This window comes from Tessaracoccus lapidicaptus (genome assembly GCF_001693815.1).
Classification (GTDB): domain Bacteria; phylum Actinomycetota; class Actinomycetes; order Propionibacteriales; family Propionibacteriaceae; genus Arachnia; species Arachnia lapidicapta.
This window is the reverse complement of sequence record NZ_MBQD01000025.1, coordinates 157,318-178,204: the sequence shown is the minus strand read 5'-3', so window position 1 is coordinate 178,204 and position 20,887 is coordinate 157,318. Positions and strand designations below refer to the sequence as shown.

Sequence of the window (20,887 nt, the reverse complement as noted above, 5' to 3'; positions counted from 1 at the left end):
GGTCCTTCGCGTGGAGAGTCACCCGCCGAGGGCGAGATGGAGCACGAGCCACCCCATCGGGAACGCGACGAGCATCGAGTCCAGCCGGTCCATGACCCCGCCGTGGCCGGGGAGGAAGTTCGACATGTCCTTGAGTCCGGCGTCGCGCTTGATGAGCGACTCGACGAGGTCGCCGATGGTGGCGGCGAGACTCACCAGGATACCCAGCGGGATCCCGACCCACCAAGGCCCGTCGAGCAGGAACGCGACGGCGGCCACCGCGAAGCCCGTGGCGACGGTCACACCGCCGGCCAGTCCCTCCCACGTCTTGCCGGGGCTGATCTCGGGGGCGAGCTTGTGGCGGCCGAGCAGCGACCCGACGGCGTAGGCGCCGGTGTCGGCCGCGATGACGATGACGATGACGGTGAGGACGCGCAGCTGGCCCGCCGGGGCCGTCATGAGCAGCGGCACGAACATGCCGAGCATCGGCATGTAGGCGATGAGCAGCGAGCTGGCCGCGATGTCGCGGATGAAGCCCTCACGGCCCCGGAGGAGCCGTGCGCCCAGGGCGGCGATCATCGTCGCGCCGAGGCAGATGATGACGAACGCCGTCGGGGTGACGCGCAGCTCGGTGACCGCCGCCAGGTATCCACCGACCACGCTGACCGCGGTGCCGATGGCGATGGGGACGATCTCGGCGCGCATCCCCTTGCGCAGGAGCGCGCCGTGGACCTCGACGGCAGCGGCCGTCAGCGCGACGGCGACCAGCAGGATGAACAGCCACGGGAACCAGATGAGGCCCACCGCGAACGGGACGAACAGCGCGATGCCCACCCCGATGGCGACGGGGAGATCCCGTCCGGCCTTCGAGGCGGGCGTCGTCGCTGCCTGTCCCGTCATCAGACCTCGAGGAGCTCGGCTTCCTTGTGCTTGAACAGCTCGTCGATGCTCTCGACGAACTTCTTGGTGCTCGCATCGAGCGCCTTCTCGGCGCGGGAGAGGTCGTCCTCGCCGATCTCGCCGTCCTTCTGGAGCTTCTTCAGCTGGTCGATGGAGTGACGGCGCACGTTGCGCACGGCCACGCGCGCGTCCTCGGCCTTCGACTTGGCCATCTTGATGTATTCCTTGCGGCGCTCCTCGGTGAGCTGCGGCATGACGACGCGCACCGCGTTGCCGTCGTTGCTGGGGTTGACGCCGAGGTCCGCGTCGCGGATGGCCTTCTCGATGGCGCCGATGGCGCTGCGGTCGAAGGGCGTGATGATCATCGACCGGGGATCCGGCGACGTGAACGTCGCCAGCTGCTGCAGCGGGGTCGGGGCGCCGTAGTAGTCAGCGGTGATCTTGTTGAACATCTGGGGGTGGGCCCGGCCGGTGCGGATCGTGGCGAGATCCTCACGCGCGTGGTCCACCGCGTGCTGCATCTTGTTCGAGGCTTCCTTCTGGACGTCGGCGATCATGTGTGCTCCTGTGATTCTCGGTGGGACTATCGCGAGACGAGGGTTCCGATGGGCTCGCCGGCCACGACGCGCCCGATGTTGCCCGGGGTGGAAAGGTTGAAAAACACGATGTTGAGGTTGTTGTCGCGGGCCAGCGAGATGGCGGTGGCGTCGGCGACCTTCAGGTCCTCGGTGAGGAACTGGTCGAAGGTGAGGTGGTCGAACTTCGTGGCCTCGGGGTGGACCTGCGGGTCCTTGTTGTACACGCCGTCGACGCCCTGCTTGCCCATGAGGAGCACCTCGGCCCCGATCTCGAGGGCACGCTGCGCCGCGACGGTGTCCGTGGAGAAGTACGGCATGCCGGACCCGGCGCCGAAGATCACGAGCCGCCCCTTCTCGAGGTGCCGCTCGGCGCGCCGCGGGATGTAGGGCTCGGCGACCTGGGCCATGTTGATGGCCGACTGGACGCGGGTCTCGATGCCGGCCTTCTCGCAGAAGTCCTGCAGCGCGATGCTGTTCATGACGGTGCCCAGCATGCCCATGTAGTCGGCCCGGTCGCGGGCCATGCCGTTCTGGGACAGCTCCGCGCCGCGGAAGTAGTTCCCGCCGCCGACGACGACGGCGACCTGGGTCCCGCCCCGCACGACCTCCGCGATCTCGGCGGCGATCGCCGACACCACCGTGGGGTCGACTCCGAGCTTCCCGCCGCCGAACACCTCGCCCGACAGCTTCAACAGCACCCGATGGTATGCCACGTGACTCCTCGACTCCGACCGATCCGAACATGGACGTGCGCCGCGACCCTACTCGGATCGCGGCGCACGCCACTCTACTTCACTTGTGTCGTCCGCTGCTGGGACGGGTGATCAGGCGCCGACGGCGAACCGGACGAAGCGCACGATCTCGGTGCCACCGGCCTTGAGTGCGTCACCGACGGACTTCTTGTCCTCCCAGACCGCGGCCTGGTCCACGAGGACGACGTCCTTGTAGAAGCCGCCGACGCGGCCCTCGACGATGCGCGGGATGGCGCCCTCGGGCTTGCCCTCCTCCTTGGCCGTGGCCTCGGCGATGCGCTTCTCGTTCTCGACGATGTCGGCCGGCACCTCGTCGCGGGTCACCCACTGCGGCGACATCGCGGCGATCTGCATGGCGACCTGGTGCGCGAGCGCCTCGTCACCCTTGTACTCGACCAGCACGCCGACCTGCGGGGGCAGGTCCGCGGCGCGGCGGTGGAGGTACAGGTGCGTGTCGCCGTCGAAGTTGGCGACCGCGACGAGCGACAGGTTCTCGCCGATCTTGGCACCGAGCTCCTGGACCGCGTCCAGGACCTTCTTGCCGGAGGCGAGCGACGCCTCGTTGGCCGACGCCACGTCCGAGGCACCGGAGGTGAGGACGGCGCCCAGGATGTCGTCGGCGAGGCTGACGAACTCGGCGTTCTTGGCGACGAAGTCGGTCTCGGCGGCGAACTGGATGAGCGCGCCGTCGCGGCCCGCGACGATGCCGTTGGTGGCCTCGCGGTCGGCCCGCTTGGCGGCCTTCGCCAGGCCGGAGATGCGCAGCAGCTCCACGGCCTTGTCGAAATCGCCCTCGGCCTCGGTGAGGGCCTTCTTGGCGTCCATCATGCCCGCGCCGGTGGCGTCGCGGAGCTTCTTCACATCAGCGGCAGTGATAGCCATGGCTGGATTTCCCGTCTGTTCGAGTGATCAGTTGGCGTCGGTGGACTCGGCGGCAGGCGCCTCAACCGCGGCCTCGGCGTCGGCCTCGGGGGCCTCCTCCGCGGCGGCCGGGGTCTCCTCCGCGGCGGCGGGGCTCTCCTCCGCGGCGGCCTCGGCGACGGGGGCCTCCTCGGCCGGCGCGGCCTCGGCGGCTTCGCCCTCAGCGCCCAGCAGCTCGCGCTCCCAGTCGGGCATGGGCTCGGCCTCGACGGCCTGCTCGCCCCCGCGACCGGCGGAGCGCTCGATGAGGCCGTCGGCGACGGCGTCGGCGATGATGCGGGTCAGCAGGGCGACGGAGCGGATGGCGTCGTCGTTGCCGGGCACCGCGTAGTCGACCTCGTCGGGGTCGCAGTTGGTGTCGAGGATGCCGACGATGGGGATGTTCAGCTTGCGCGCCTCGTCGACGGCGAGGTGCTCCTTCTTGGTGTCGACGATCCAGACGGCCTGCGGGGTGCGGGCCATGTCACGGATGCCGCCGAGGGTCTTGGCGAGCTTGTTCTTCTCGCGCTCGAGCTGCAGGAGCTCCTTCTTCGTCAGGCCGGAGCCGGGCACGTCAGCGAAGTCCATGCCCTCCAGCTCCTTGAGGCGCTGGATGCGCTTGGTGACGGTGTGGAAGTTGGTGAGCATACCGCCCAGCCAGCGCTGGTTCACGTAGGGCATCCCGACGCGGGTGGCCTGGTCGGCGATGGCCTCCTGCGCCTGCTTCTTGGTGCCGACGAACAGCACCTGGCCGCCGCGCGCGACGGTGGACTTGACGAAGTGGTACGCCTTGTCGATGTAGCGCAGCGAGAGCTGGAGGTCGATGATGTAGATGCCGTTGCGCTCCGCGAAGATGAACCGCTTCATCTTGGGGTTCCAGCGCCGGGTCTGGTGCCCGAAATGCACGCCCGACTCGAGGAGCTGGCGAGTGGTGACGACGGCCATGGCCGTTCCTTTCGCGGCGGGCGGACCCGCCTGGCTGGGTGAGCGCGCGCGCTCACACGGTGGTTACGATGGCCCGTGAGGGCCTGCCTGATGCGCCCGGCGTCCGCACCCGCCTCCGGGGAGGGGGACCACGCGGCAGCCGACGGGATCTCCCGCTGAGCGCATGCGATGTCAACCCACGAGGGTTGCGGGGTCCATCGTAGCCAGTGCCGCGCCCCGCCACCAAACGGGTTCATCCCGCCGCTTCACCGCACGACACGCCGTCGAACTGCCCTCTCGAGCCCGCGCAGCCCGCCGAGGGTCGCGCTTCCCTGTCATTCGTGTCGACGGTGGTCGCCGAGTTGTCCACAGGCCGACGGATCGCGCGGCATTCCGGGCCGCCGGCCGCACACGATGGCGGCATGCGACGCCTCCTCATCACCGTCCTCCTCGCCCTCGCCCTGACCGCGCCGGGGGCGGGCGCGGCCGTCGCGGACGGGTTCGTGCTGGACCGCCCGCTGACCGGGGCGGTGACACGCGGCTTCGACACGCTCGCCTCGAGGTACGCCGCCGGCCACCGGGGCGTGGACCTCGCCGGGCGCGCCGGTGCGACGGTGGCGTCCGCCGCGGCCGGACGCGTGTACTTCGCCGGGTCGGTCGCGGGCGTGGGCACCGTATCGGTCGATCACGGCAACGGGTGGCGCACGACCTACCAGCCGGTGCGGGCCACCGTCGCGAAGGGCGACGTCGTCGGCGCCGGCGACCCGATCGGGACGCTGCTGGCGGGCCACTGCGCCACCGCATGCCTGCACTGGGGCCTGACCGACGGCGTCGATCACCTCGACCCGCTCCAGTACGCCGCCACGCCCACGATCCGCCTCCTACCCCACGGCGCGATGCCGCGGACCCCGCCCCCGCTCGCCGCGGCGCGGGTGGCGGCCGTCGGGGGCCGGCCCGTCGCCGGTCGGATCACATCGGGCTTCGGCACGCGGCGCCATCCGGTCACGGGCGTCGTCAAGCTCCACGACGGCGTGGACCTCGCGGCCGCGTGCGGCACGCCGGTGGCGGCGCCGGCCGACGGTGTCGTCGTCGATGCGTCCTTCCACGCCGCCTACGGATTCCGGGTCCGCATCGACCACGGCGCCGGACTCCAGATGGCGTACACGCATCTACCCGGGCTGGAGGTGAGGGAAGGACAGCGGGTGGCGGCGGGCGAACGCATCGGCCGGGTGGGCTCCACAGGCTTGTCGACGGGGTGCCATCTGCACTGGATGGCATGGCGCGACGGCGACCTGATCGACCCGCTGACCCTGGGCCGGTGAGCGCGACGACACTCAGGCCCGGGGATGCGCCTGCCGGAAGGCCTGCCGCAACCGCTCGGAGGTCACGTGCGTGTAGATCTGCGTGGTGGCCACCGACGAGTGGCCGAGCATCTCCTGGACGCTGCGCAGGTCCGCGCCGCCGTCGATCAGGTGCGTCGCCATCGCGTGCCGCAGGCCGTGCGGCCCCGTCTCCGCTCCCCTGCCCGCCCCCGCGGTGGCCGCGTGGACGACCCGCCGCGCGACACGCGGGTCCATCGCCCCTCCACGGGCGCCCAGGAACACGGTCTCCGGGCTGCGCGGACCGGCGACCTCCGGCCGCCGGTGCAGCCACGCGTCCAGCGCCCGGAGCGCGGGCACCCCCAGCGGCACGGTGCGTTCCTTGCCGCCCTTGCCGAGCACGGTCAGGGCCCGGCGCTCGCGGTCGACGTCGCGCAACCGCAGCGAACACGCCTCGGACACGCGCAGCCCGCTGGAGTAGAGGACCTCCACCAGGGCGAGGTCTCGGTGGACGAGCGGGTTGTCGCCCTCCGACAGCCGGGCGCTCACGGAGGCCAGACTCAGGTCCACGTCGGCACGGCTGGGCACCCTCGGCAGGTGGCGCCGCCGGCGAGGCGCTGTCAGCCGCGCCGCGGGATCCTCGGCCACCAGCCCCTCCCGGCGCGCCCAACCGAAGAAGCCGCGGACACAGGCGACGCGCCGCTGCACCGTCGAGGAGGCGGCGCCGGCGTCGGTCATCGCCGACAGCCAGGACCGCAGCGCCGGCAGCGTGACCTCGGCCGGCCCCACGCCGCAGTGGCGGGCCAGTTCGACGAGATCCCCGCGGTACGCCCGCACCGTGTGCGGCGACAGGCCGCGCTCGGCGTCCAGGTGCGCGACGTAGTCCTCCAAGAGCGCGGACCAACCGGGTGGCAGTTCCATGTGCGCCAGTGTGGCGCACGCCCCCTCGCGTGCCCCCCAGCGACACCCTGCGGCATACTGGGCAGCCGGAATGCCGTCGATGCTTGGAGGATGACGATGACCGAGGACGATCTCACGCAGGGCGGCCAGGTAAGGCCGATCACCCGCTGGGGCACTCCCGTCATGCATCAGCCCACCGAGCCCGTCACGGAGTTCGACGAGGAGTTGCACACCCTCGTCCGCGACATGTTCGCCACCATGCGGGCCTCGGAGGGCGTCGGCCTCGCCGCAACCCAGGTCGGCGTCGGCAAGGCGGTGTTCATCTACGAGTGCCCCGACGCCGACGACACGATCCACATCGGCGTGGTGTGCAACCCGACGGTCACGCTGCCCGAGGGCGCCGCGCGGCAGCTGGAGTCCGCCGACGAGGGCTGCCTGTCCTACCCGGGCGGGTACGCGGTGCTGGCCCGCCCCGACCAGGCGGTGTGTACCGGCCAGGACGCCTTCGGCAACGACGTCACGGTGGTGGGGACCGGGCTCCTGTCGCGCTGCCTGCAGCACGAGACCGATCACCTCAACGGCACGGTCTTCGGGGATCGGCTGTCCGCGCGGCTGCGGCGCCAGCTCGACGCCAAGGTCACCGAGCTGGCGTGGCGCTACCCCGACGACTGGCCCGTGTCGCCGAAGGCCACGCATGCCACTCCCCCCGGCGCGACCGCGTGACCGGTTCATCCGACGTTAACTAACAGTCCTTCTCAGGTTCAGATCGGCTCCCTAGGCTCGCGGGACAGATACCCGAGTCACGAGGAGACCCATGTCCCTGAGACAACGCGCGGCCGCCGTCGGCGCCGCGACGGCGCTGGCGGCCGGACTGCTGGGGGCCACGCCGCACGACGCGGCGGCCGCCCCCTCCACCCTCATGATCAGCGCCTACCTGGAGGGCAGCAGTAACAACAAGGCGCTCGAGTTGTACAACCCGACGGCGCGGGCCATCGACCTCACCGGCCACCGGATCGAGATGTTCCTCAACGGCGCGTCGTCCGCCGGCCTGACCGTGACCCTGTCCGGGACCGTCGCCCCGGGCGGCTACCACCACGTGGTCCACGCGTCCGCGGACGCGCAGCTGCTCGCGCTCGCCGAGGCCACCAACGGCTCCGGCTGGTACAACGGCGACGACGCCGTCGTCCTCCGGTCCGGCACCACGGTCGTCGACTCGCTGGGCCAGGTCGGCCACGATCCCGGCACCGAATGGGGCTCCGAGCTGCTCGGCACGGGGGACGGAACGCTGGTGCGCTCGGCGTGTGTCGTCGACGCCGACCCCACGGATGCCTTCGACCCAACCGCCCAGTGGACCGGCAAGGGCCTGGACGCGTTCAGCGCCCTGGGCACCTTCACGTGCGACGGCTCAACCCAGCCCACCGACCCGCCCGAGCCGCAGGAACCCGCGATCGTGCCGATCGGGACCGTCCAGGGCACGGGCGACCGGGCCGCCTACGCGGGCCGGGACGTCACCGTCGAGGGCGTCGTCACGGGCGACTTCCAGAGCGGCGGCTTTGACGGCTTCTTCGTGCAGGACGCCGGCGACCGTGACTCTGCCACCAGCGACGCCGTCTTCGTCTACCGCGGCGGTGTCGCGGTGTCCCCGGGGGACCGGGTACGGGTCGCCGGCCGGGTGTCGGAGTACCGGAACCAGACGCAGCTCTCGCCCACGTCGGTGGAGGTGCTGGGCTCCGGCGGGCCGGTGACGCCCCTCGACCTGACCCTGCCGCTGGTGTCGCCCGAGCGCCACGAGGGGATGCTTGTGAGGTTCCCCGACGAACTCACGATCATCGAGTACTACAACTTCGACCGCTACGGCGAGATCGTCTACGGCACCTCGCGACAGCACACGCCGACGGCCGTGGTCGAGCCGGGACCGGCCGCACAGAGCCTGCTGAGCGTCAACCTCGCCAACCGACTGGTGGTCGACGACGGCCGCACCGACCAGAATCCCTCCCCGGCGATCCATCCCAACGGGAAGGCGTTCACCCGCGACAACTACTTCCGCGGCGGCGACGGCGTGTCCGGGATCACCGGCGTGCTCAGCTACGTGTTCAACGCGTGGAAGGTCCAGCCGACGCAGGGCGCCACCCACGTCCCGGCCAACCCGCGGCCCGACGTCCCCGAGGTGGGCGGCGACCTCACGGTCGCGTCGATGAACGTGCTCAACTACTTCACGACCCTGCGCTCGGACGACCCGGAGGCCCGCGGCGCCGACACGGTGGAGGAGTTCGAGCGGCAGCAGGCCAAGATCGTCGCCGCGCTCGCGGCCATGGATGCCGACGTCGTCGGTCTCATGGAGATCGAGAACAACGGCACGGCCGTGGAGAACCTGGTCACGGCCCTGAACGCGCACCTGGGCGCCGACACCTACCGGGCGGTCAACACCGGCGTGGTCGGCTCGGACGCCATCATCCAGGCGCTCATCTACAAGCGTTCGACGGTGCAGCCCGTCGGCGACTGGGCAGCCCTCGACTACGGCGACGACCTCAACCGGCCGACCCTGCTGCAGACGTTCAAGCAGGTCCGCGGCCCCGAGAAGGTCAACGTGGCGGTCAACCACCTCAAATCGAAGGGCTCGTCATGCGCCGGCGTCGGCGACCCCGACACCGTCGACGGCTCCGGCAACTGCAACGGCACGCGCCTGGCCGCCGCCGAGCGGATGATCGAGTGGCTGGCCTCCGACCCTACGGGCGTCGGCGAGGCCCGCACGCTCGTCATCGGCGACCTCAACAGCTACGACCATGAGGCGCCCATCGACGCGTTCGTCGAGGCCGGGTACACGGATCTGGAGAAGCAGTTCGGCGGCGAGGGGGCGTACTCCTATGTCTTCGACGGCATGATCGGCTACCTCGACTACGCCCTGGCCAACGAGTCGCTGGCCGGCTTCGTCTCGGGGAGCGCGGCGTGGCACATCAACGCCGACGAGTCGGATCTGTTCGACTACGACACCACCTACAAGGGGGCGGCCGAGGCGGACCTGTGGGCGGCCGACCCCTACCGGTCCTCGGACCACGACCCGGTGCTCGTCGGCCTCACCCTGACCGAACCGAACTCCGGCCGGTTCGGCGGACGGCCCGACTGGGGCGGTCCGCAGCGCTGACCCCACACTGCAGAGGGCCGGTCCCCAGGCGGGGCCGGCCCTCATGTGTGCGCCCGGGGATCAGCCCCGGCTCCGCGGATCCAACGCGCTCAGCCCCTCGGGGATGCCGTCGACGGGCACGATGACGGTGTCGACGGCCTTCCAGTCCGCGTCCCGGCAGCGGTCGTGCAACTCCTCCAGGTCCTCGATGCGGAGCCTGGCGCCCTCCACGGGGACCACGAACACCTCGCTGTGGAAGACGTGGCCCATATCGCGGCTCCTCACGGCGGCCTCCGCGACCCACGGGGTACGCAGCGCCTCGTCGCGGAGCTTCTCAATCAGCGGATCCGGCTCGTCCGACTCGAGCGGGGCGGCCCGGCGGTCCAGCAGGGCGCCGACGGCGCCGCGCACGTTGGTGAAACCGTCCTTGACGATCGACATGGAGACCAGCGCGGCGGCGGCGGAGTCCGCCCACCACAGGCCGAACCCGATGCCGGTGACCCCGACCACGGTCGCCAGCCCGGTCTGCCAGTCCGCCTTGAGCATGTCCGCGTCCGCGGCCAGCACCTTGTCGTGCAGCTGTTCGGCGAGCTTGAGCTTCATCCGGCCGAGGATGACCGGCGGGATGGCGCTGAGCGTCATGACCCCGATCATCAGCCACCCGGACCAGAAGGTCTGGCCGAACAGCGAGATCGCCCCGATCGGCGGCCGCTCCCCCTTGGCGAGTCCCGACAGGCCGTTGTAGAGCAGCATGAGGCCGAACACCAGGAGGGCGACCGCGGAGACGAGATGGCCGGCCGCGATGGCGCGGTGGTGGCCGTAGGGGTGCTCCGGGCTGCGTCCCTTGCGCGCCCGCGCCACCCCGATGAGGAACGCGATCGGCGGTAGAAGCGCCAGTGAGTCCTCCACGAAGGCGGTGCGCATGGCCTGGGACTGACCGGCCGCCATCCCGACGGCGGCGATGATCACGGTCATCACCACCAGCGTGATCCACTCGAGCCGCACCGCCTTGGCGAGGATGGCGGACTGCTCAGGCGGCAGCACCGACGACACCGCGCGCCTCATGCCCGCAGCCCCTTCTCGATGAGGTAGCGGTCGAGGCTGGTCAGCAGGGCGTTCTCCCCCAGGCGGGCCGCGATGACCATCTTCTGCGCCTTGCCGTCCGTCCCGACGACGCGCGTGTAGGGCCGGGTGAAGGCGGCGTGCTTGGACCATGGGGAGTCCGACGCGATCCCGCCGATGACGACGTCGAGCTGACCCAGGTCGAGCAACTCCACCAGTTCACTCTCGGCGCCGTCGCGCCACTCCACGGTGGCGCCGATGGACTCGGCGTAGCCCTCGATGATCTCCACCTCGTCGCCCGACACGGACCCGTCGTCGGCGACCTCGGTGAACGGCGGGTGGTCGGACACCCCCACCCGCAGGGTCCCCCCGCTCGCCCGCTGCAGCGTGTCGTCCGGGTCGCGGGGGAAGGCGGGCTCCGCACAACCGACCAGCACCAGGCTGAGCAGCGCCGCGGTCACCCTCACGATGATGCGCACCATCATCGCAGTGTGTCACGGGCGCAGGGCGTAGGCCAGGATGGCGGCGGCCGTGGCGACGTTCAGCGAATCGACGCCGGCCGCCATGGGGATGGTGACGTGGCGGTCCGCGGCCGCGGACCAGGCGTCGCTCAGGCCCTGTCCCTCGGTGCCGAGCAGCAGCGCCGCCTTCGCCGGGGGCTCGAGGCCGGCGAGGTCGACGGCGCCCGGCGCCAGCGTCGACGCCACGAGCGTGAAGCCCGCGTCCCGTAGGCGCTGCAGGTCGCTGTCGGAGGCCATCCGCCGCCACGGCAGGGCGAGCGACGAGCCCATCGACGCCTTGACGGCGCGCCGGTAGAGCGGGTCCGCGCTGCCGGGTGAGACGAGGACGCCGTCCCAGCCGAGGCCGGCCGCGACGCGGATGATGGCCCCGAGGTTGGCGTGGTCGACGGTGTCCTCGCACACGATGAGGCGTCGTCCGCCCAGCAGCTCGTCCCAGCCGGTCTCCTGTGGCCGGTCGAAGGAGCCGAGCGCCCCGCGGTGCACGTGGAAGCCGCTGACGTGTTCGATCAGGGCCTCGGACGCCAGGTACACCGGGACGTCGGGCCAGGCGTCGATCAGCTCCCGGAGGCCGGGCAGCCACCGCGGCTGCAGCAGGAGCGAGCGCGGCGTACACCCGGCCGCGAAGGCCCGCTCGATGATCTTGACGCCCTCAGCGATGAACCGCGACACCTCGGGCCGGCGCAGCTGCGCGTCCCGCAGCCCGACGTAGTCGACGAGTCGCGGGTCCCCGGCGTCGGTCACGTCGATGAGCATGGGCAGCACTGTACGAGACCGCAGCCCTACGCGCCCCACCCGACCGCCCGCTGCGCCGGGCGCGCCCGATACCCTTGTCGGCCATGGACCCCTTCGCGCTGCTCGACGACGCCCGCACGGGCCGCGCGACCCTCCACACGCGGCTGACCAGGGTCGATCGCGTCGATCTCTCCGGGCTCGACGCAGCACTGGCCGCCGGCTGGGACCGGGGTGAGCACTGCCTAGCCTGGCTCCCCTACGACCTCGCCGAGGCGGAGACGGGCCTGCGTCGCCCTTCTCCGGGCGCGCTCTACTGGTTCGCCGAGCGCCGGGACGTGGACCTGGGCGAGGTGCTCCCGGCAGACGGCCACGGCTGGCTGGCCGACACCGCGCCGGATGTGACCGAGGCCGAGTTCGCGACCCAGGTCGAGGCGATCCGCGCCGCGATCGCCGCCGGGACCAGCTACCAGGTCAACTACACCCATCGCGTCACCGGCCGTGCCGTCGGCAGCCCCGCCGCGCTCTACGCGCGGCTCCGCGAGCGCCAACCCGTCGAGTTCGGCGTCCTCGCGCACCTCCCCGGACCGGCGGCCGCGTGGACGCTCAGCCTGTCTCCCGAGCTGTTCCTCCACGTCGCGGACGGCGTCGCGACCAGCAGCCCGATGAAGGGCACCGCCGACGCGGACTCGGACCCCGCGCTGCTCGGCACGGACCCCAAGAACCGCGCCGAGAACCTCATGATCGTCGACCTCATCCGCAACGACCTCAGCCGGGTGAGCGTGCCCGGGACGGTCGCGGTCGACCGGTTGTTCCAGGTGGAGCGCGTCGGGAGCCTTTGGCAGATGACCAGCACCGTCCACGGCGACCTCGCTCCGGGCACCACCCCGGCGCTGCTGCTGTCCTCCCTGTTCCCGTGCGGCTCGATCACCGGGGCGCCGAAGCTGGCCAGCATGCGGCTCATCCGCGCCGCCGAGCCCACCACGCGCGGGCTGTACACGGGCGCGCTCGGCACCATCGAGCCTGCCGATGATCCGCTGGGCTGGCGCATGGACCTCTCCGTGGTCATCCGGACGCTCGAGATCGACGCCGCCGGCACCGCGACGCTGGGCGTGGGCTCGGGCATCGTCACCGACAGCACCGCGGCGGCCGAGTGGGCCGAGTGCCGCGCCAAGGCCCGGTTCGCCACCGACGCCGGACCGACGGTCCACCTCCGCGAGGCGATGCGGGTCGTCGACGGCGCGGCGCCCCTCGCGGCACGGCACCGGTCCCGGCTCGCGGCCTCCGCGCGCGCGCTCGGCTTCGGGGACCCAGGAGACGCCGTCGCCAGGGCGGTCGCGGAGACCCCGCGGGCCGGCAGCTGGCGGGTGGGCATCGACGTCGCCCCCGACGGCACGGCCAGGGTCACCCGCAGCCCACTGGCGCCGCTGGCCGGCGAGGTCACGGCCCGGTTGGCCCCGGCCCCGTGGCGCCCGGGCGCGCTGGCGCGCCACAAGACGTCGGCGCGTCAGCTGTACGACGACGCCGTCCGCGCGGCGGAGGACGCCGGAGCTTTCGACACGATCGGGTACGACGCCGACGGGTACGTCCTGGAGGGCGGGCGGACGTCGGTCGTCGCACTCGTGGACGGGCGCTGGGTCACCCCGCCGCTGGACCTCGGCATCCTCGACGGCGTACAGCGCGCCGAGATCCTCGCCCGCCCGGAGCTGATCGGCGCGGGCCGCATCGAGGAGCGTCGCCTCACCGTCGACGAACTCCGCCGCGCGGACACCCTCGTCGTCACCAACGCCGTCCGCGGCGTCCTGCCCGCCCGACTGGAGGAGAGTTAAGTGAAGCTGCGGATCGACCCGATGCTGGTCATCATCCTGAGCACGCTGGCGCTGGGGCTGCTGCTGCCCGTCAGCGGATCCGCCGCCGAGGTCCTGGACCTGGTGACCCGGGTGGGCGTGTTCGTGCTGTTCTTCGGCTACGGGGCGCGGCTGTCGGCGGCCGAGACGCTCGCGGGCCTGAGGAACTGGAAGCTGCATGTAGCGATCCTGGCGACGACGTTCGTCGTGTTCCCCCTGCTCGCCACCCCGCTCCTGTTCCTGCCCGACGGCGTGCTGAGCGCCCCGATCCGGGCCGGCCTGATCTTCCTGTGCCTCGTGCCCTCGACCGTCCAGTCGTCGATCACCTTCACGTCGCTCGCCGGCGGCAACGTGCCCGCAGCCATGGTGTCGGCGACGGCGTCGAACATCCTCGGCGTGGGACTCACGCCGCTGTTGGCGATGCTGTTCATCCCCACCGCCAGCGGCGGATCCATCGGGTTCGAGCAGGTGTGGGGCGTGGTGGTGCAGCTGTTGCTCCCGTTCGTCCTCGGCCAGCTGTCGAGGTTCGCCACCGCCGGGTTCATGGCCCGCCACCGCGCGAGGCTCAAGTTCCTCGACCAGGCGGTCATCATGCTCATCGTCTACGGCGCGTTCTCCGAGCTCCGCGTCTCCGGCGTGTGGCGCGAGCTCCAGCCACTCGACCTGGCTCTGCTCGTGCCCCTGGCCCTCGGCCTGCTGGCGTTCATGTTCGTCTTCACGTGGACGCTGGGAGGCCGGCTCGGCCTGCCGCGCGAGGACCGGATCGCGCTGATGTTCTGCGGCACGAAGAAGTCGTTGGCCACGGGAGTGCCCATGGCGAGCGTCCTCTTCGGCGGCGCCACGGTCGGCGTCCTGGTGATCCCGCTCATGTTGTTCCACCAGGCCCAACTACTCGCCAGTTCTGTCCTCGCGAACCGCCTGGGCAGGGAGGGGCGCGAGCGTGCGTAATCTCGCGGATCTGGGGGGCGACGAGGTCTTCGTCGGCGAGACCCTCACGGGTGTGCTGGGCTCGACCGCACTCAAGGCGATGGAGTTCGACGACTGCACCTGGTGGGTGTGGCCTGGCGCAGGCTGAGGACCTCCGGGTTGGGGCAGCCGTACTTCTCGGAGTGCAAGCTCGACCTGGGCAGCTTTCAGCAGGCCACCGCTGACCGCTGGGTGTTCGAACGCTGCTCCCTGGTCGACGTGGACTTCAGCGACGTCACGCTGACGCGCAGCCGCTTCACCGACTGCGACCTCACGCGGGCGCGCTTCGCCGACGCCGACCTGCGCGACGCGAACCTCAAGGGCAGCTACGGCTACCGCATCGACCTGGCGACCTGCCGCACGAAGGGGCTGCGCCTGACGCCCGACGACGCCGCACTGGCGCTGCTGCACCAGTTCGGCATCGATCTCGGCTGAGTGGCGCCCGCTGGGCGCGGGAGGCGCCCAGCGCCTCTACTGCGAGTCGCCCGGCGGCGTCTCCTGCGGGACGGGCTCAGCCTCGGGCGCCTGCTGCAGCGCCGGCCGGCCCACGGTCTGGCGCCTGGCGAGCTTGGTCTGCTCGAGTGCCTGGGCGTGGGCGATGGCCTTCTCCACCGTCGCGTCGGAGCGCTTCTTGTCCTTCTGCGCCTGCTCCTCGATCTCCGCGTGCACGTCGACCTTCTCGGGGCGCTGGAACTGGGTGGTGGCCTTCGACACGTACTCCCGCACGTCCTCCGCCTCGCCACCGGCGATCTGGCCCAGGCCCTTCAGCGCGTCGTTGAGCTCGCTGGGCACGATCCACATCTTGTTGGCGTCACCGTTGGCGAGTTTCGGCAGCATCTGCATGTACTGGTAGGCGAGCAACGCCTGATCCGGCTGCCCCGCGTGGATGGCCTCGAACACGCTGGTGATGGCCTGCGCCTCGCCCTCCGCCCGGAGCATGGCCGCCTGCCGCTCGGCCTGGGCGCGCAGCACCTGGGCCTCGCGGTCGCCTTGGGCCCGCAGGATCGCGGCCTCGCGGTCGCCGCCGGCGGACAGGATCTGCGACTGCCGCTGGCCCTCGGCCAGCAGGATCTGTGCCCGCTTCTCGCGCTCGGCGCGCGCGCCCTTCTCCATGGCGTCGCGAATGGTGGGCGGCGGCTCGATGGCCCGCAGCTCGACCCGGTTGACCTTGATGCCCCACTTGCCGGTGGCCTCGTCGAGGACCGCGCGGAGCCGCTGGTTGATCTCCTCGCGCGACGTGAGCGCGGCCTCGAGGTCCATGCCGCCGATGATGTTGCGCAGGGTGGTCATGGTCAGCTGCTCGATGGCCGCCCGGTAGTTCTGCGCTTCGTAGGCGGCGCGCACCGGGTCCACGATCTGGAAGTAGATGACCGAGTCGATGCTCACCATGAGGTTGTCCTCGGTGATGACCCCCTGGGGTGGGAACGGCACCACCTGCTCGCGCATGTCGAGCGTGTAGCGCACCTGGTCGAAGAAGGGGACGACGAGGTGGGGGCCGGGCTCGAGCGCCTTGCGGAACTTGCCGAGGCGCTCGACGAGCGCCACCTGCTGCTGGCGGATGATCTTCAGCGTCGCGGCGAGGATCATCACGATGAGGATGACCAGCGCGATGAGGACCCAGAATGTGATGTCGGGCATGGCGGGCTCCTTAGCTGCCGAGCTGTCGACGGGTGGGATAGACGATGAGGGTGATGCCGTCGAGGCCGAAGACCTCGACCTCCTCACCGGCGTCGATGGTGACGCTGGGATCGAACGAGCGGGCCTCCCACACCTGCCCGGAGACCTTGACCTCCCCGGCCGTGCGCGTGATCGCCGCCGTCGCGTGGCCCGAGGCCCCCACGAGGGTGTCGAGCGACGAGCGGTAGCCCGGGGCACGCCGGACGCGGTCGAGGAGCGTGGGGCGCAGGAGGAACAGCGTGAGGACCGCGGTGACGAGCGCGACGACGATCTGCAGCCACACCAGTCCCGGGAAGATCAGGGCGGTGGCGCCCCCGGCGGCCGCGCCGGCCGCCAGCATCAGCAGCGTCAGGTCCATCGTGAGCAGCTCGGCCGCGGCCAGCAGCGCCGCGAGGATCCCCCAGCCCGCCCACAGGTTGGCCTGGATCCAGTCGAGCAGCTCGTTCACCGTCGGCTCCTGGCGTTCCACCGCCCGCCGTCGGTGGTGACGGTCAGGGGCAGGTCGAAGGTGGCGCTGAGGTTCTCATCCGTGAGGGTCTCGGCGATCGGCCCGGCGGCCACGATCCGGCCGCCGCTGAGCAGCAGGCAGTGCGTGATGCCGAGCGGGATCTCCTCGACGTGATGGGTCACCAGGATCGTCGCGGGCGAGTCCTCGTCCAGGCACAGCTCGGAGAGCGTGTCGACGAGGGCCTCCCGACCGGCCAGGTCCAGGCCGCCCGCGGGCTCGTCGAGGAGCAGCAGCTCGGGGTCGGTCATCAGCGCCCGGGCGATCTGGACGCGCTTGCGCTCCCCCTCGCTGAGGGTGCCGAACGTGCGTTCGGCGAAGCCGCCCATGCGCATCGAGCCGAGGAGCTGGTCCGCGCGGTCGAGGTCGTAGCCGTCGTACTCCTCGCGCCAGCGTCCGACGACGGCGTAGGCGGCGGACAGCACGACGTCGCGGACCTTCTCCGCGTCCGGGATGCGCTCGGCCAGCGCCGAGGAGGTGAGCCCGATCCGGGGCCGCAGCTCGAAGACGTCGACGGTGCCGACCACCTCGCCGAGGAGTCCCACGATGCCGTCGGTGGGATACAGCTGTGCGGCGAGCAGCTGCAGCAGCGTGGTCTTCCCCGCGCCGTTCGGCCCGATGACGACCCAGCGGTCCTGCTCACCGACCACCAGGCTGAGGTTGTCCAACAGCGTGGACCCACCACGCTGGACCGTCACGCCCGCCAGTTCCGCCACCGCTGCCATGCCCACCAACCTACCCGACCCGCCGGGTGCCCGAGGATCGGCGTGCCGGAAGCCCGGCCGGTTGTCAGGCGCCGGTCGAGTGCAGCCCGCCGTCGACGTGGACCATCTCGCCCGTGGTGGAGGGGAACCAGTCGCTCAGCAGCGCCACGACGGCCTTGGCCGACGGGACGGCGTCGCTCGTGTCCCACGACAGCGGGGCGCGCTGGCCCCAGATGTCGTTGAACGACGACGCGCCGGGGATGGCCTTCTTGGCCACCGTGTCGAGGGGCCCGGCCGCGACGAGGTTGACGCGGATGCCGTCCGGACCGAGGTAGCGGGCGAGGTACCGCGACGTCGACTCCAGCGCCGCCTTCGCCACGCCCATCCAGTCGTAGGTCGGCCAGCTGACCCGGGCGTCGAACGTCAGCCCGACGACCCCGGCCCCGCGGTTGAGGATCGGCTTGGCGGCCATGGTGAGCGACTGCAGCGAGTAGGCCGAGATATGCAGGGCGTTCGCGACGGTTTCCCACTCGGTGGTGAGGAACGCGCCGCCGAGCGCCTTCTCCGGGTCGGCGTAGGCGATCGAGTGGACGATGCCGTCGAGGCCGTCGTCGAAGTGCTCGCTGAGCGTCTCCGGGAGCGCCGCCAGGTGATCCGGGTTGGTGACGTCGAGCTCGATGAGCGCCGGCACCGGGTCGAGGTTGGCGATCGCCCGCTGCGCGGGGGCGATGGCTCGGCCGGCGGCGGACACCACGACGGTGGCGCCCTCCCGCTGCGCGATGTCGCACACCGCGTACGCGATCGAGGTGCGCATGGTCACGCCGGTGACCAGGATGTTCTTGCCTTCGAGGAGACCCATCGCGGCGTCCTTTCTAGTGACCCATGCCGAGGCCGCCGTCGACGGGGACGACGGCGCCGGTGATGTAGCCGGCGTGTTCGCCGGCGAGGAAGAGTGCCGCGTGGGCGACGTCGTCGACGGTGCCGAGGCGGCCCGTGGGGATGCGCGACTTGTAGCCGGCGATGGTCTCCTCGGGCAGGACGGCGGTCATGTCCGTCTCGATGAAGCCCGGGGCGACCACGTTGGCGGTCACGTTGCGGCTGCCGAGTTCGCGCGCCAGGCTGCGGGCCATGCCCACCAGCGCGGACTTCGAAGCGGCGTAGTTGATCTGCCCGGGAGAGCCGAGGAGCCCGACGACCGACGAGATGAGGATGACGCGGCCGAAGCGGTTGCGCATCATCGGGCGGGTCGCCCGGCGCACCACACGGAACGTGCCGGTGAGGTTGGTGTCGATGACGGTGTCCCAGTCCTCGTCCGACATCCGCATGAGCAGCGTGTCGCGGGTGACGCCCGCGTTCGCGACCAGGATCTCCACCGGGCCGAGCTCGGCCTCGATGGTCGAGAAGGCCTGGTCGACCTGGCCCTGGTCGGTGATGTCGCAGGTGACGCCGAGGACGCCGTCGGGGACGCCGCCGGAGCGGTACGTCGCCGCCACGCGGTAGCCCGCGTCGCGGAACGTCTCGGCCATCGCGCGCCCGATGCCCTTGGAGCCCCCGGTGACGAGGACGACTCTTGATTCAGCCACGGGAGCAACCTACCGCATGGGCCCGCGGTGACGGCCCGCCCGCTGGGCGCCGGACTATGCTGGAACGCATGGCCAAGGCGACGGACGCGACGCTCATCACCAGCGCCGGCCGCAGCCGGACACTGGACCTGGAGGAGCGCCAGCGCCGGTACCTGATCACCATGGGCGTCCGCACGGCGTGCTTCCTGGCCTTCCTGGTCGTGCCCGGCTGGTGGAAGATCGCGGCCCTGGCCGCCGCGGCGCTGCTGCCGGCGTTCGCCGTCCTGTTCGCCAACAACGCCGACCACCGGCCGCCACCTCCGGTGCGCCCCGACGAGCCCGCCCGGCCGGCCATCAGCGGCGGCCAGATCGTCCCCGGCAGCGTCGAGGAGGGCGAGTGAGCCGTCAGGTGAAGCGGTGGATCGCGATGGGTGTCTTCGCCGCGGTCCTCGCCACGACCTTCATCCTGCTCGGCCAGTGGCAGCTCCGCCGCCTCGACGAGCGGCGTGACTCGAACGCGATCGTGGAAGCGCACCGCGCCCTCCCCGTCGCGCCCTACCACGAGGTGATGACGGGCACGATCGACGACGACGACCAGTGGTACCGCGTCACCGCCACAGGCACCTACACCGGGGACTGGTTCCAGGTCCGCTACCGGTCCCTCGACGGCGCCTACGGCAGCGAGGCCGTCGCGGTCCTGCGGACCGACCGGGACGACCTGCTGCTAGTCAACCGAGGCTTCCTCCCCCGGCAACCCGGTCACCCCGACGGCGTCCTGCCTGAGCCGCCGGAGGGAGAGGTCACCGTCACCGGCTTCGTGCGGCGCAACGACCGCGGCGACGAGGGCGCCATGACGCCGCATGAGAACCAGATCCGTCTGCTCAACTCCGACGCCCTGGGCCGCGCGCTCGGCGAGGACCTCGTCAACGGGTACGTCGCCCTGCTGGAGTCGACGCCTGCCGAGTCCCCCGACCTCCGGCCGCTCGGCGCGCCCGCCCTGGACGAGGGCCCGCACCTCAGCTACGCCCTCCAGTGGTTCGCGTTCACGGCCATCGGCGTCATCGGCATGGTGGTGCTGGTGCGCGCCGACCTCCGCGACCGTCGTCGGGAGCGGCAGGCGGGCCCCGCCAGCCCCGCACCGCCCCCGCGGTGAGCGGCCTGGACTGGCTGCGCTGCCCGCACTGCGCGGCGCCGCTGACCCGCACGCCGGGCGCGCTGCGCTGCGCCGCCGGCCACTCGTTCGACATCGCGCGGCAGGGCTACGTCAACCTGCTGGGCCGGGCGGCGCCGGCCAACGCCGACACCCCCGCGATGTTGGAGGCCCGCGCCCGGTTCCTCGCCGCTGGCCACTACGCGCCGCTCGCCGACGCGGTCGCCGCGGCGACGGCGGGCGCGGGCCGGATCCTGGAGGTGGGCGCCGGCACCGGGTACTACCTGGCACGGGCCCTCGATGCGCACCCGGACGCGGAGGGCCTGGCCTCCGACGTCTCCCCCGCCGCCGCCCGGCGGGCGGCACGGGCGCACCCGCGGGCCGCGGCCATCGTCGCCGACACCTGGGCCGGTCTGCCCGTCGCCGACGGCGCCGTCGACGCGGTGCTGTGCGTGTTCGCGCCGCGCAACCCCGCGGAGTTCGCCCGCGTCCTCGCCCCGGGCGGGCGCGTCGTCGTGGCCGTGCCCACCGCGGAGCACCTCGCCGCCCTGCGCACCCGTCACGGCCTGCTTGACGTGGCGGGCGACAAGACGGACGCGCTGCTGGCGGGCTTTCCGGGTTGGGAGGCACACGTGCGGCCGGTGCGCTGGCGGGCCGACCTGGCCGCCGACGCCGTGGCGGACCTCATCGCGATGGGCCCCAACGCGTTCCACGGCCTCCCCGAAGGGGTCCCTGCGGAGTCCGTGGCAGCCGCCGTCGACGTGGTGACGCTGGTACGCCCCTGACGGCCG

Annotated in this window: 24 protein-coding genes; 10 read left to right on the top strand and 14 right to left on the bottom strand. The window is 71.8% G+C overall.

Annotated features, from left to right (window positions below; genetic code table 11):
* Nucleotides 1–18: 18 nt before the first annotated feature.
* From BCR15_RS12595 to rpsB, 5 genes are all read right to left on the bottom strand, one after another.
* Entirely contained in the window at nucleotides 19–879 is an 861-nt protein-coding gene (locus BCR15_RS12595) for a phosphatidate cytidylyltransferase (RefSeq protein WP_068752562.1), read from the bottom strand.
* Nucleotides 879–1,433, bottom strand: a complete 555-nt coding sequence (gene frr, locus BCR15_RS12590) for a ribosome recycling factor (protein WP_241389338.1) — start codon at nucleotides 1,431–1,433, stop codon at nucleotides 879–881. Before frr ends, BCR15_RS12595 begins: the two co-directional genes overlap by 1 nt.
* Before the next feature lie 29 nt (nucleotides 1,434–1,462).
* A complete protein-coding gene (gene pyrH / locus BCR15_RS12585; protein ID WP_068752560.1) occupies nucleotides 1,463–2,170 on the bottom strand; it encodes a UMP kinase in 708 nt (235 codons plus the stop codon).
* 111 nt (nucleotides 2,171–2,281) lie between these two features.
* The gene (gene tsf / locus BCR15_RS12580) at nucleotides 2,282–3,091 is read right to left on the bottom strand and encodes a translation elongation factor Ts (RefSeq protein ID WP_068752559.1); all 810 of its coding nucleotides are present in this window, start codon (nucleotides 3,089–3,091) and stop codon (nucleotides 2,282–2,284) included.
* A gap of 27 nt (nucleotides 3,092–3,118) precedes the next feature.
* Nucleotides 3,119–4,054: a 30S ribosomal protein S2 gene (rpsB, locus tag BCR15_RS12575; protein WP_068752558.1), complete on the bottom strand. Its 936-nt coding sequence runs from the start codon at nucleotides 4,052–4,054 to the stop codon at nucleotides 3,119–3,121.
* Between the two features lie 401 nt (nucleotides 4,055–4,455).
* Here rpsB and BCR15_RS12570 point away from each other — a divergent pair, with 401 nt between their 5' ends.
* Complete coding sequence (locus tag BCR15_RS12570; protein WP_068752557.1) at nucleotides 4,456–5,355, top strand: M23 family metallopeptidase; 900 nt, start codon at nucleotides 4,456–4,458, stop codon at nucleotides 5,353–5,355.
* Nucleotides 5,356–5,367: 12 nt separating this feature from the next.
* Here BCR15_RS12570 and BCR15_RS12565 read toward each other — a convergent pair whose 3' ends face one another.
* Nucleotides 5,368–6,273 carry a tyrosine recombinase XerC gene (locus BCR15_RS12565; protein ID WP_068752556.1) on the bottom strand — a complete coding sequence of 302 codons (906 nt, stop codon included), beginning with the start codon at nucleotides 6,271–6,273 and terminating at the stop codon, nucleotides 5,368–5,370.
* A 96-nt stretch (nucleotides 6,274–6,369) separates the two neighbouring features.
* Here BCR15_RS12565 and def point away from each other — a divergent pair, with 96 nt between their 5' ends.
* The gene (def, locus tag BCR15_RS12560) at nucleotides 6,370–6,975 is read left to right on the top strand and encodes a peptide deformylase (protein ID WP_068752555.1); all 606 of its coding nucleotides are present in this window, start codon (nucleotides 6,370–6,372) and stop codon (nucleotides 6,973–6,975) included.
* 91 nt (nucleotides 6,976–7,066) lie between these two features.
* Nucleotides 7,067–9,394 (top strand): ExeM/NucH family extracellular endonuclease, encoded by a 2,328-nt coding sequence (locus tag BCR15_RS12555; protein WP_068752554.1) that lies wholly within the window; start codon nucleotides 7,067–7,069, stop codon nucleotides 9,392–9,394.
* A gap of 60 nt (nucleotides 9,395–9,454) precedes the next feature.
* On the opposite strand, the gene BCR15_RS12550 is transcribed toward BCR15_RS12555, so the two are convergent.
* Genes BCR15_RS12550 through BCR15_RS12540 form a run of 3 tightly spaced genes read right to left on the bottom strand, consistent with a single transcriptional unit; the run spans nucleotide 9,455 to nucleotide 11,715 of the window.
* Nucleotides 9,455–10,438: a cation diffusion facilitator family transporter gene (locus tag BCR15_RS12550; RefSeq protein ID WP_068752553.1), complete on the bottom strand. Its 984-nt coding sequence runs from the start codon at nucleotides 10,436–10,438 to the stop codon at nucleotides 9,455–9,457.
* Nucleotides 10,435–10,917, bottom strand: coding sequence for a substrate-binding periplasmic protein (locus tag BCR15_RS12545; protein WP_068752592.1), 483 nt, complete (start codon nucleotides 10,915–10,917; stop codon nucleotides 10,435–10,437). Before BCR15_RS12545 ends, BCR15_RS12550 begins: the two co-directional genes overlap by 4 nt.
* A 12-nt stretch (nucleotides 10,918–10,929) precedes the next feature.
* Entirely contained in the window at nucleotides 10,930–11,715 is a 786-nt protein-coding gene (locus BCR15_RS12540; protein WP_141680137.1) for a TrmH family RNA methyltransferase, read from the bottom strand.
* Nucleotides 11,716–11,792: 77 nt separating this feature from the next.
* On the opposite strand from BCR15_RS12540, the gene BCR15_RS12535 reads away from it, so the two are divergent.
* From BCR15_RS12535 to BCR15_RS12525, 4 genes are read left to right on the top strand one after another with little or no spacing between them, the layout of a single operon-like run.
* Nucleotides 11,793–13,514 carry a chorismate-binding protein gene (locus tag BCR15_RS12535; protein ID WP_068752551.1) on the top strand — a complete coding sequence of 574 codons (1,722 nt, stop codon included), beginning with the start codon at nucleotides 11,793–11,795 and terminating at the stop codon, nucleotides 13,512–13,514.
* 21 nt (nucleotides 13,515–13,535) lie between these two features.
* Complete coding sequence (locus BCR15_RS12530; protein ID WP_068752591.1) at nucleotides 13,536–14,480, top strand: bile acid:sodium symporter family protein; 945 nt, start codon at nucleotides 13,536–13,538, stop codon at nucleotides 14,478–14,480.
* Complete coding sequence (locus tag BCR15_RS15380; protein ID WP_256094652.1) at nucleotides 14,473–14,607, top strand: hypothetical protein; 135 nt, start codon at nucleotides 14,473–14,475, stop codon at nucleotides 14,605–14,607. The genes BCR15_RS12530 and BCR15_RS15380 overlap by 8 nt, the downstream gene beginning before the upstream one ends.
* A gap of 11 nt (nucleotides 14,608–14,618) precedes the next feature.
* Nucleotides 14,619–14,933, top strand: a complete 315-nt coding sequence (locus tag BCR15_RS12525) for a pentapeptide repeat-containing protein (RefSeq protein ID WP_068752550.1) — start codon at nucleotides 14,619–14,621, stop codon at nucleotides 14,931–14,933.
* Between the two features lie 36 nt (nucleotides 14,934–14,969).
* On the opposite strand, the gene BCR15_RS12520 is transcribed toward BCR15_RS12525, so the two are convergent.
* The 5 genes from BCR15_RS12520 to BCR15_RS12500 all read right to left on the bottom strand — a co-directional run bounded on the left by BCR15_RS12520 (nucleotide 14,970) and on the right by BCR15_RS12500 (nucleotide 18,967).
* Nucleotides 14,970–16,136 (bottom strand): SPFH domain-containing protein, encoded by a 1,167-nt coding sequence (locus tag BCR15_RS12520; RefSeq protein ID WP_068752549.1) that lies wholly within the window; start codon nucleotides 16,134–16,136, stop codon nucleotides 14,970–14,972.
* 10 nt (nucleotides 16,137–16,146) lie between these two features.
* Complete coding sequence (locus tag BCR15_RS12515; RefSeq protein ID WP_068752590.1) at nucleotides 16,147–16,614, bottom strand: NfeD family protein; 468 nt, start codon at nucleotides 16,612–16,614, stop codon at nucleotides 16,147–16,149.
* Nucleotides 16,615–16,619: 5 nt separating this feature from the next.
* The gene (locus tag BCR15_RS12510) at nucleotides 16,620–17,405 is read right to left on the bottom strand and encodes an ABC transporter ATP-binding protein (protein ID WP_068752548.1); all 786 of its coding nucleotides are present in this window, start codon (nucleotides 17,403–17,405) and stop codon (nucleotides 16,620–16,622) included.
* A gap of 64 nt (nucleotides 17,406–17,469) precedes the next feature.
* On the bottom strand, nucleotides 17,470–18,243 hold the full coding sequence (fabI, locus tag BCR15_RS12505) for an enoyl-ACP reductase FabI (RefSeq protein ID WP_068752547.1): 774 nt from the start codon (nucleotides 18,241–18,243) through the stop codon (nucleotides 17,470–17,472).
* A gap of 13 nt (nucleotides 18,244–18,256) precedes the next feature.
* Entirely contained in the window at nucleotides 18,257–18,967 is a 711-nt protein-coding gene (locus BCR15_RS12500) for a beta-ketoacyl-ACP reductase (protein ID WP_068752546.1), read from the bottom strand.
* Nucleotides 18,968–19,035: 68 nt separating this feature from the next.
* Between BCR15_RS12500 and BCR15_RS12495 the strand changes: the two genes are divergently transcribed.
* The 3 genes from BCR15_RS12495 to BCR15_RS12485 are packed head-to-tail and all read left to right on the top strand — an operon-like array spanning nucleotide 19,036 to nucleotide 20,881.
* Nucleotides 19,036–19,347: a DUF3099 domain-containing protein gene (locus tag BCR15_RS12495; protein ID WP_068752545.1), complete on the top strand. Its 312-nt coding sequence runs from the start codon at nucleotides 19,036–19,038 to the stop codon at nucleotides 19,345–19,347.
* Entirely contained in the window at nucleotides 19,344–20,099 is a 756-nt protein-coding gene (locus BCR15_RS12490; RefSeq protein WP_068752544.1) for an SURF1 family cytochrome oxidase biogenesis protein, read from the top strand. The genes BCR15_RS12495 and BCR15_RS12490 overlap by 4 nt, the downstream gene beginning before the upstream one ends.
* Nucleotides 20,096–20,881, top strand: a complete 786-nt coding sequence (locus tag BCR15_RS12485; protein WP_068752543.1) for a putative RNA methyltransferase — start codon at nucleotides 20,096–20,098, stop codon at nucleotides 20,879–20,881. Before BCR15_RS12490 ends, BCR15_RS12485 begins: the two co-directional genes overlap by 4 nt.
* Nucleotides 20,882–20,887: the final 6 nt, after the last annotated feature.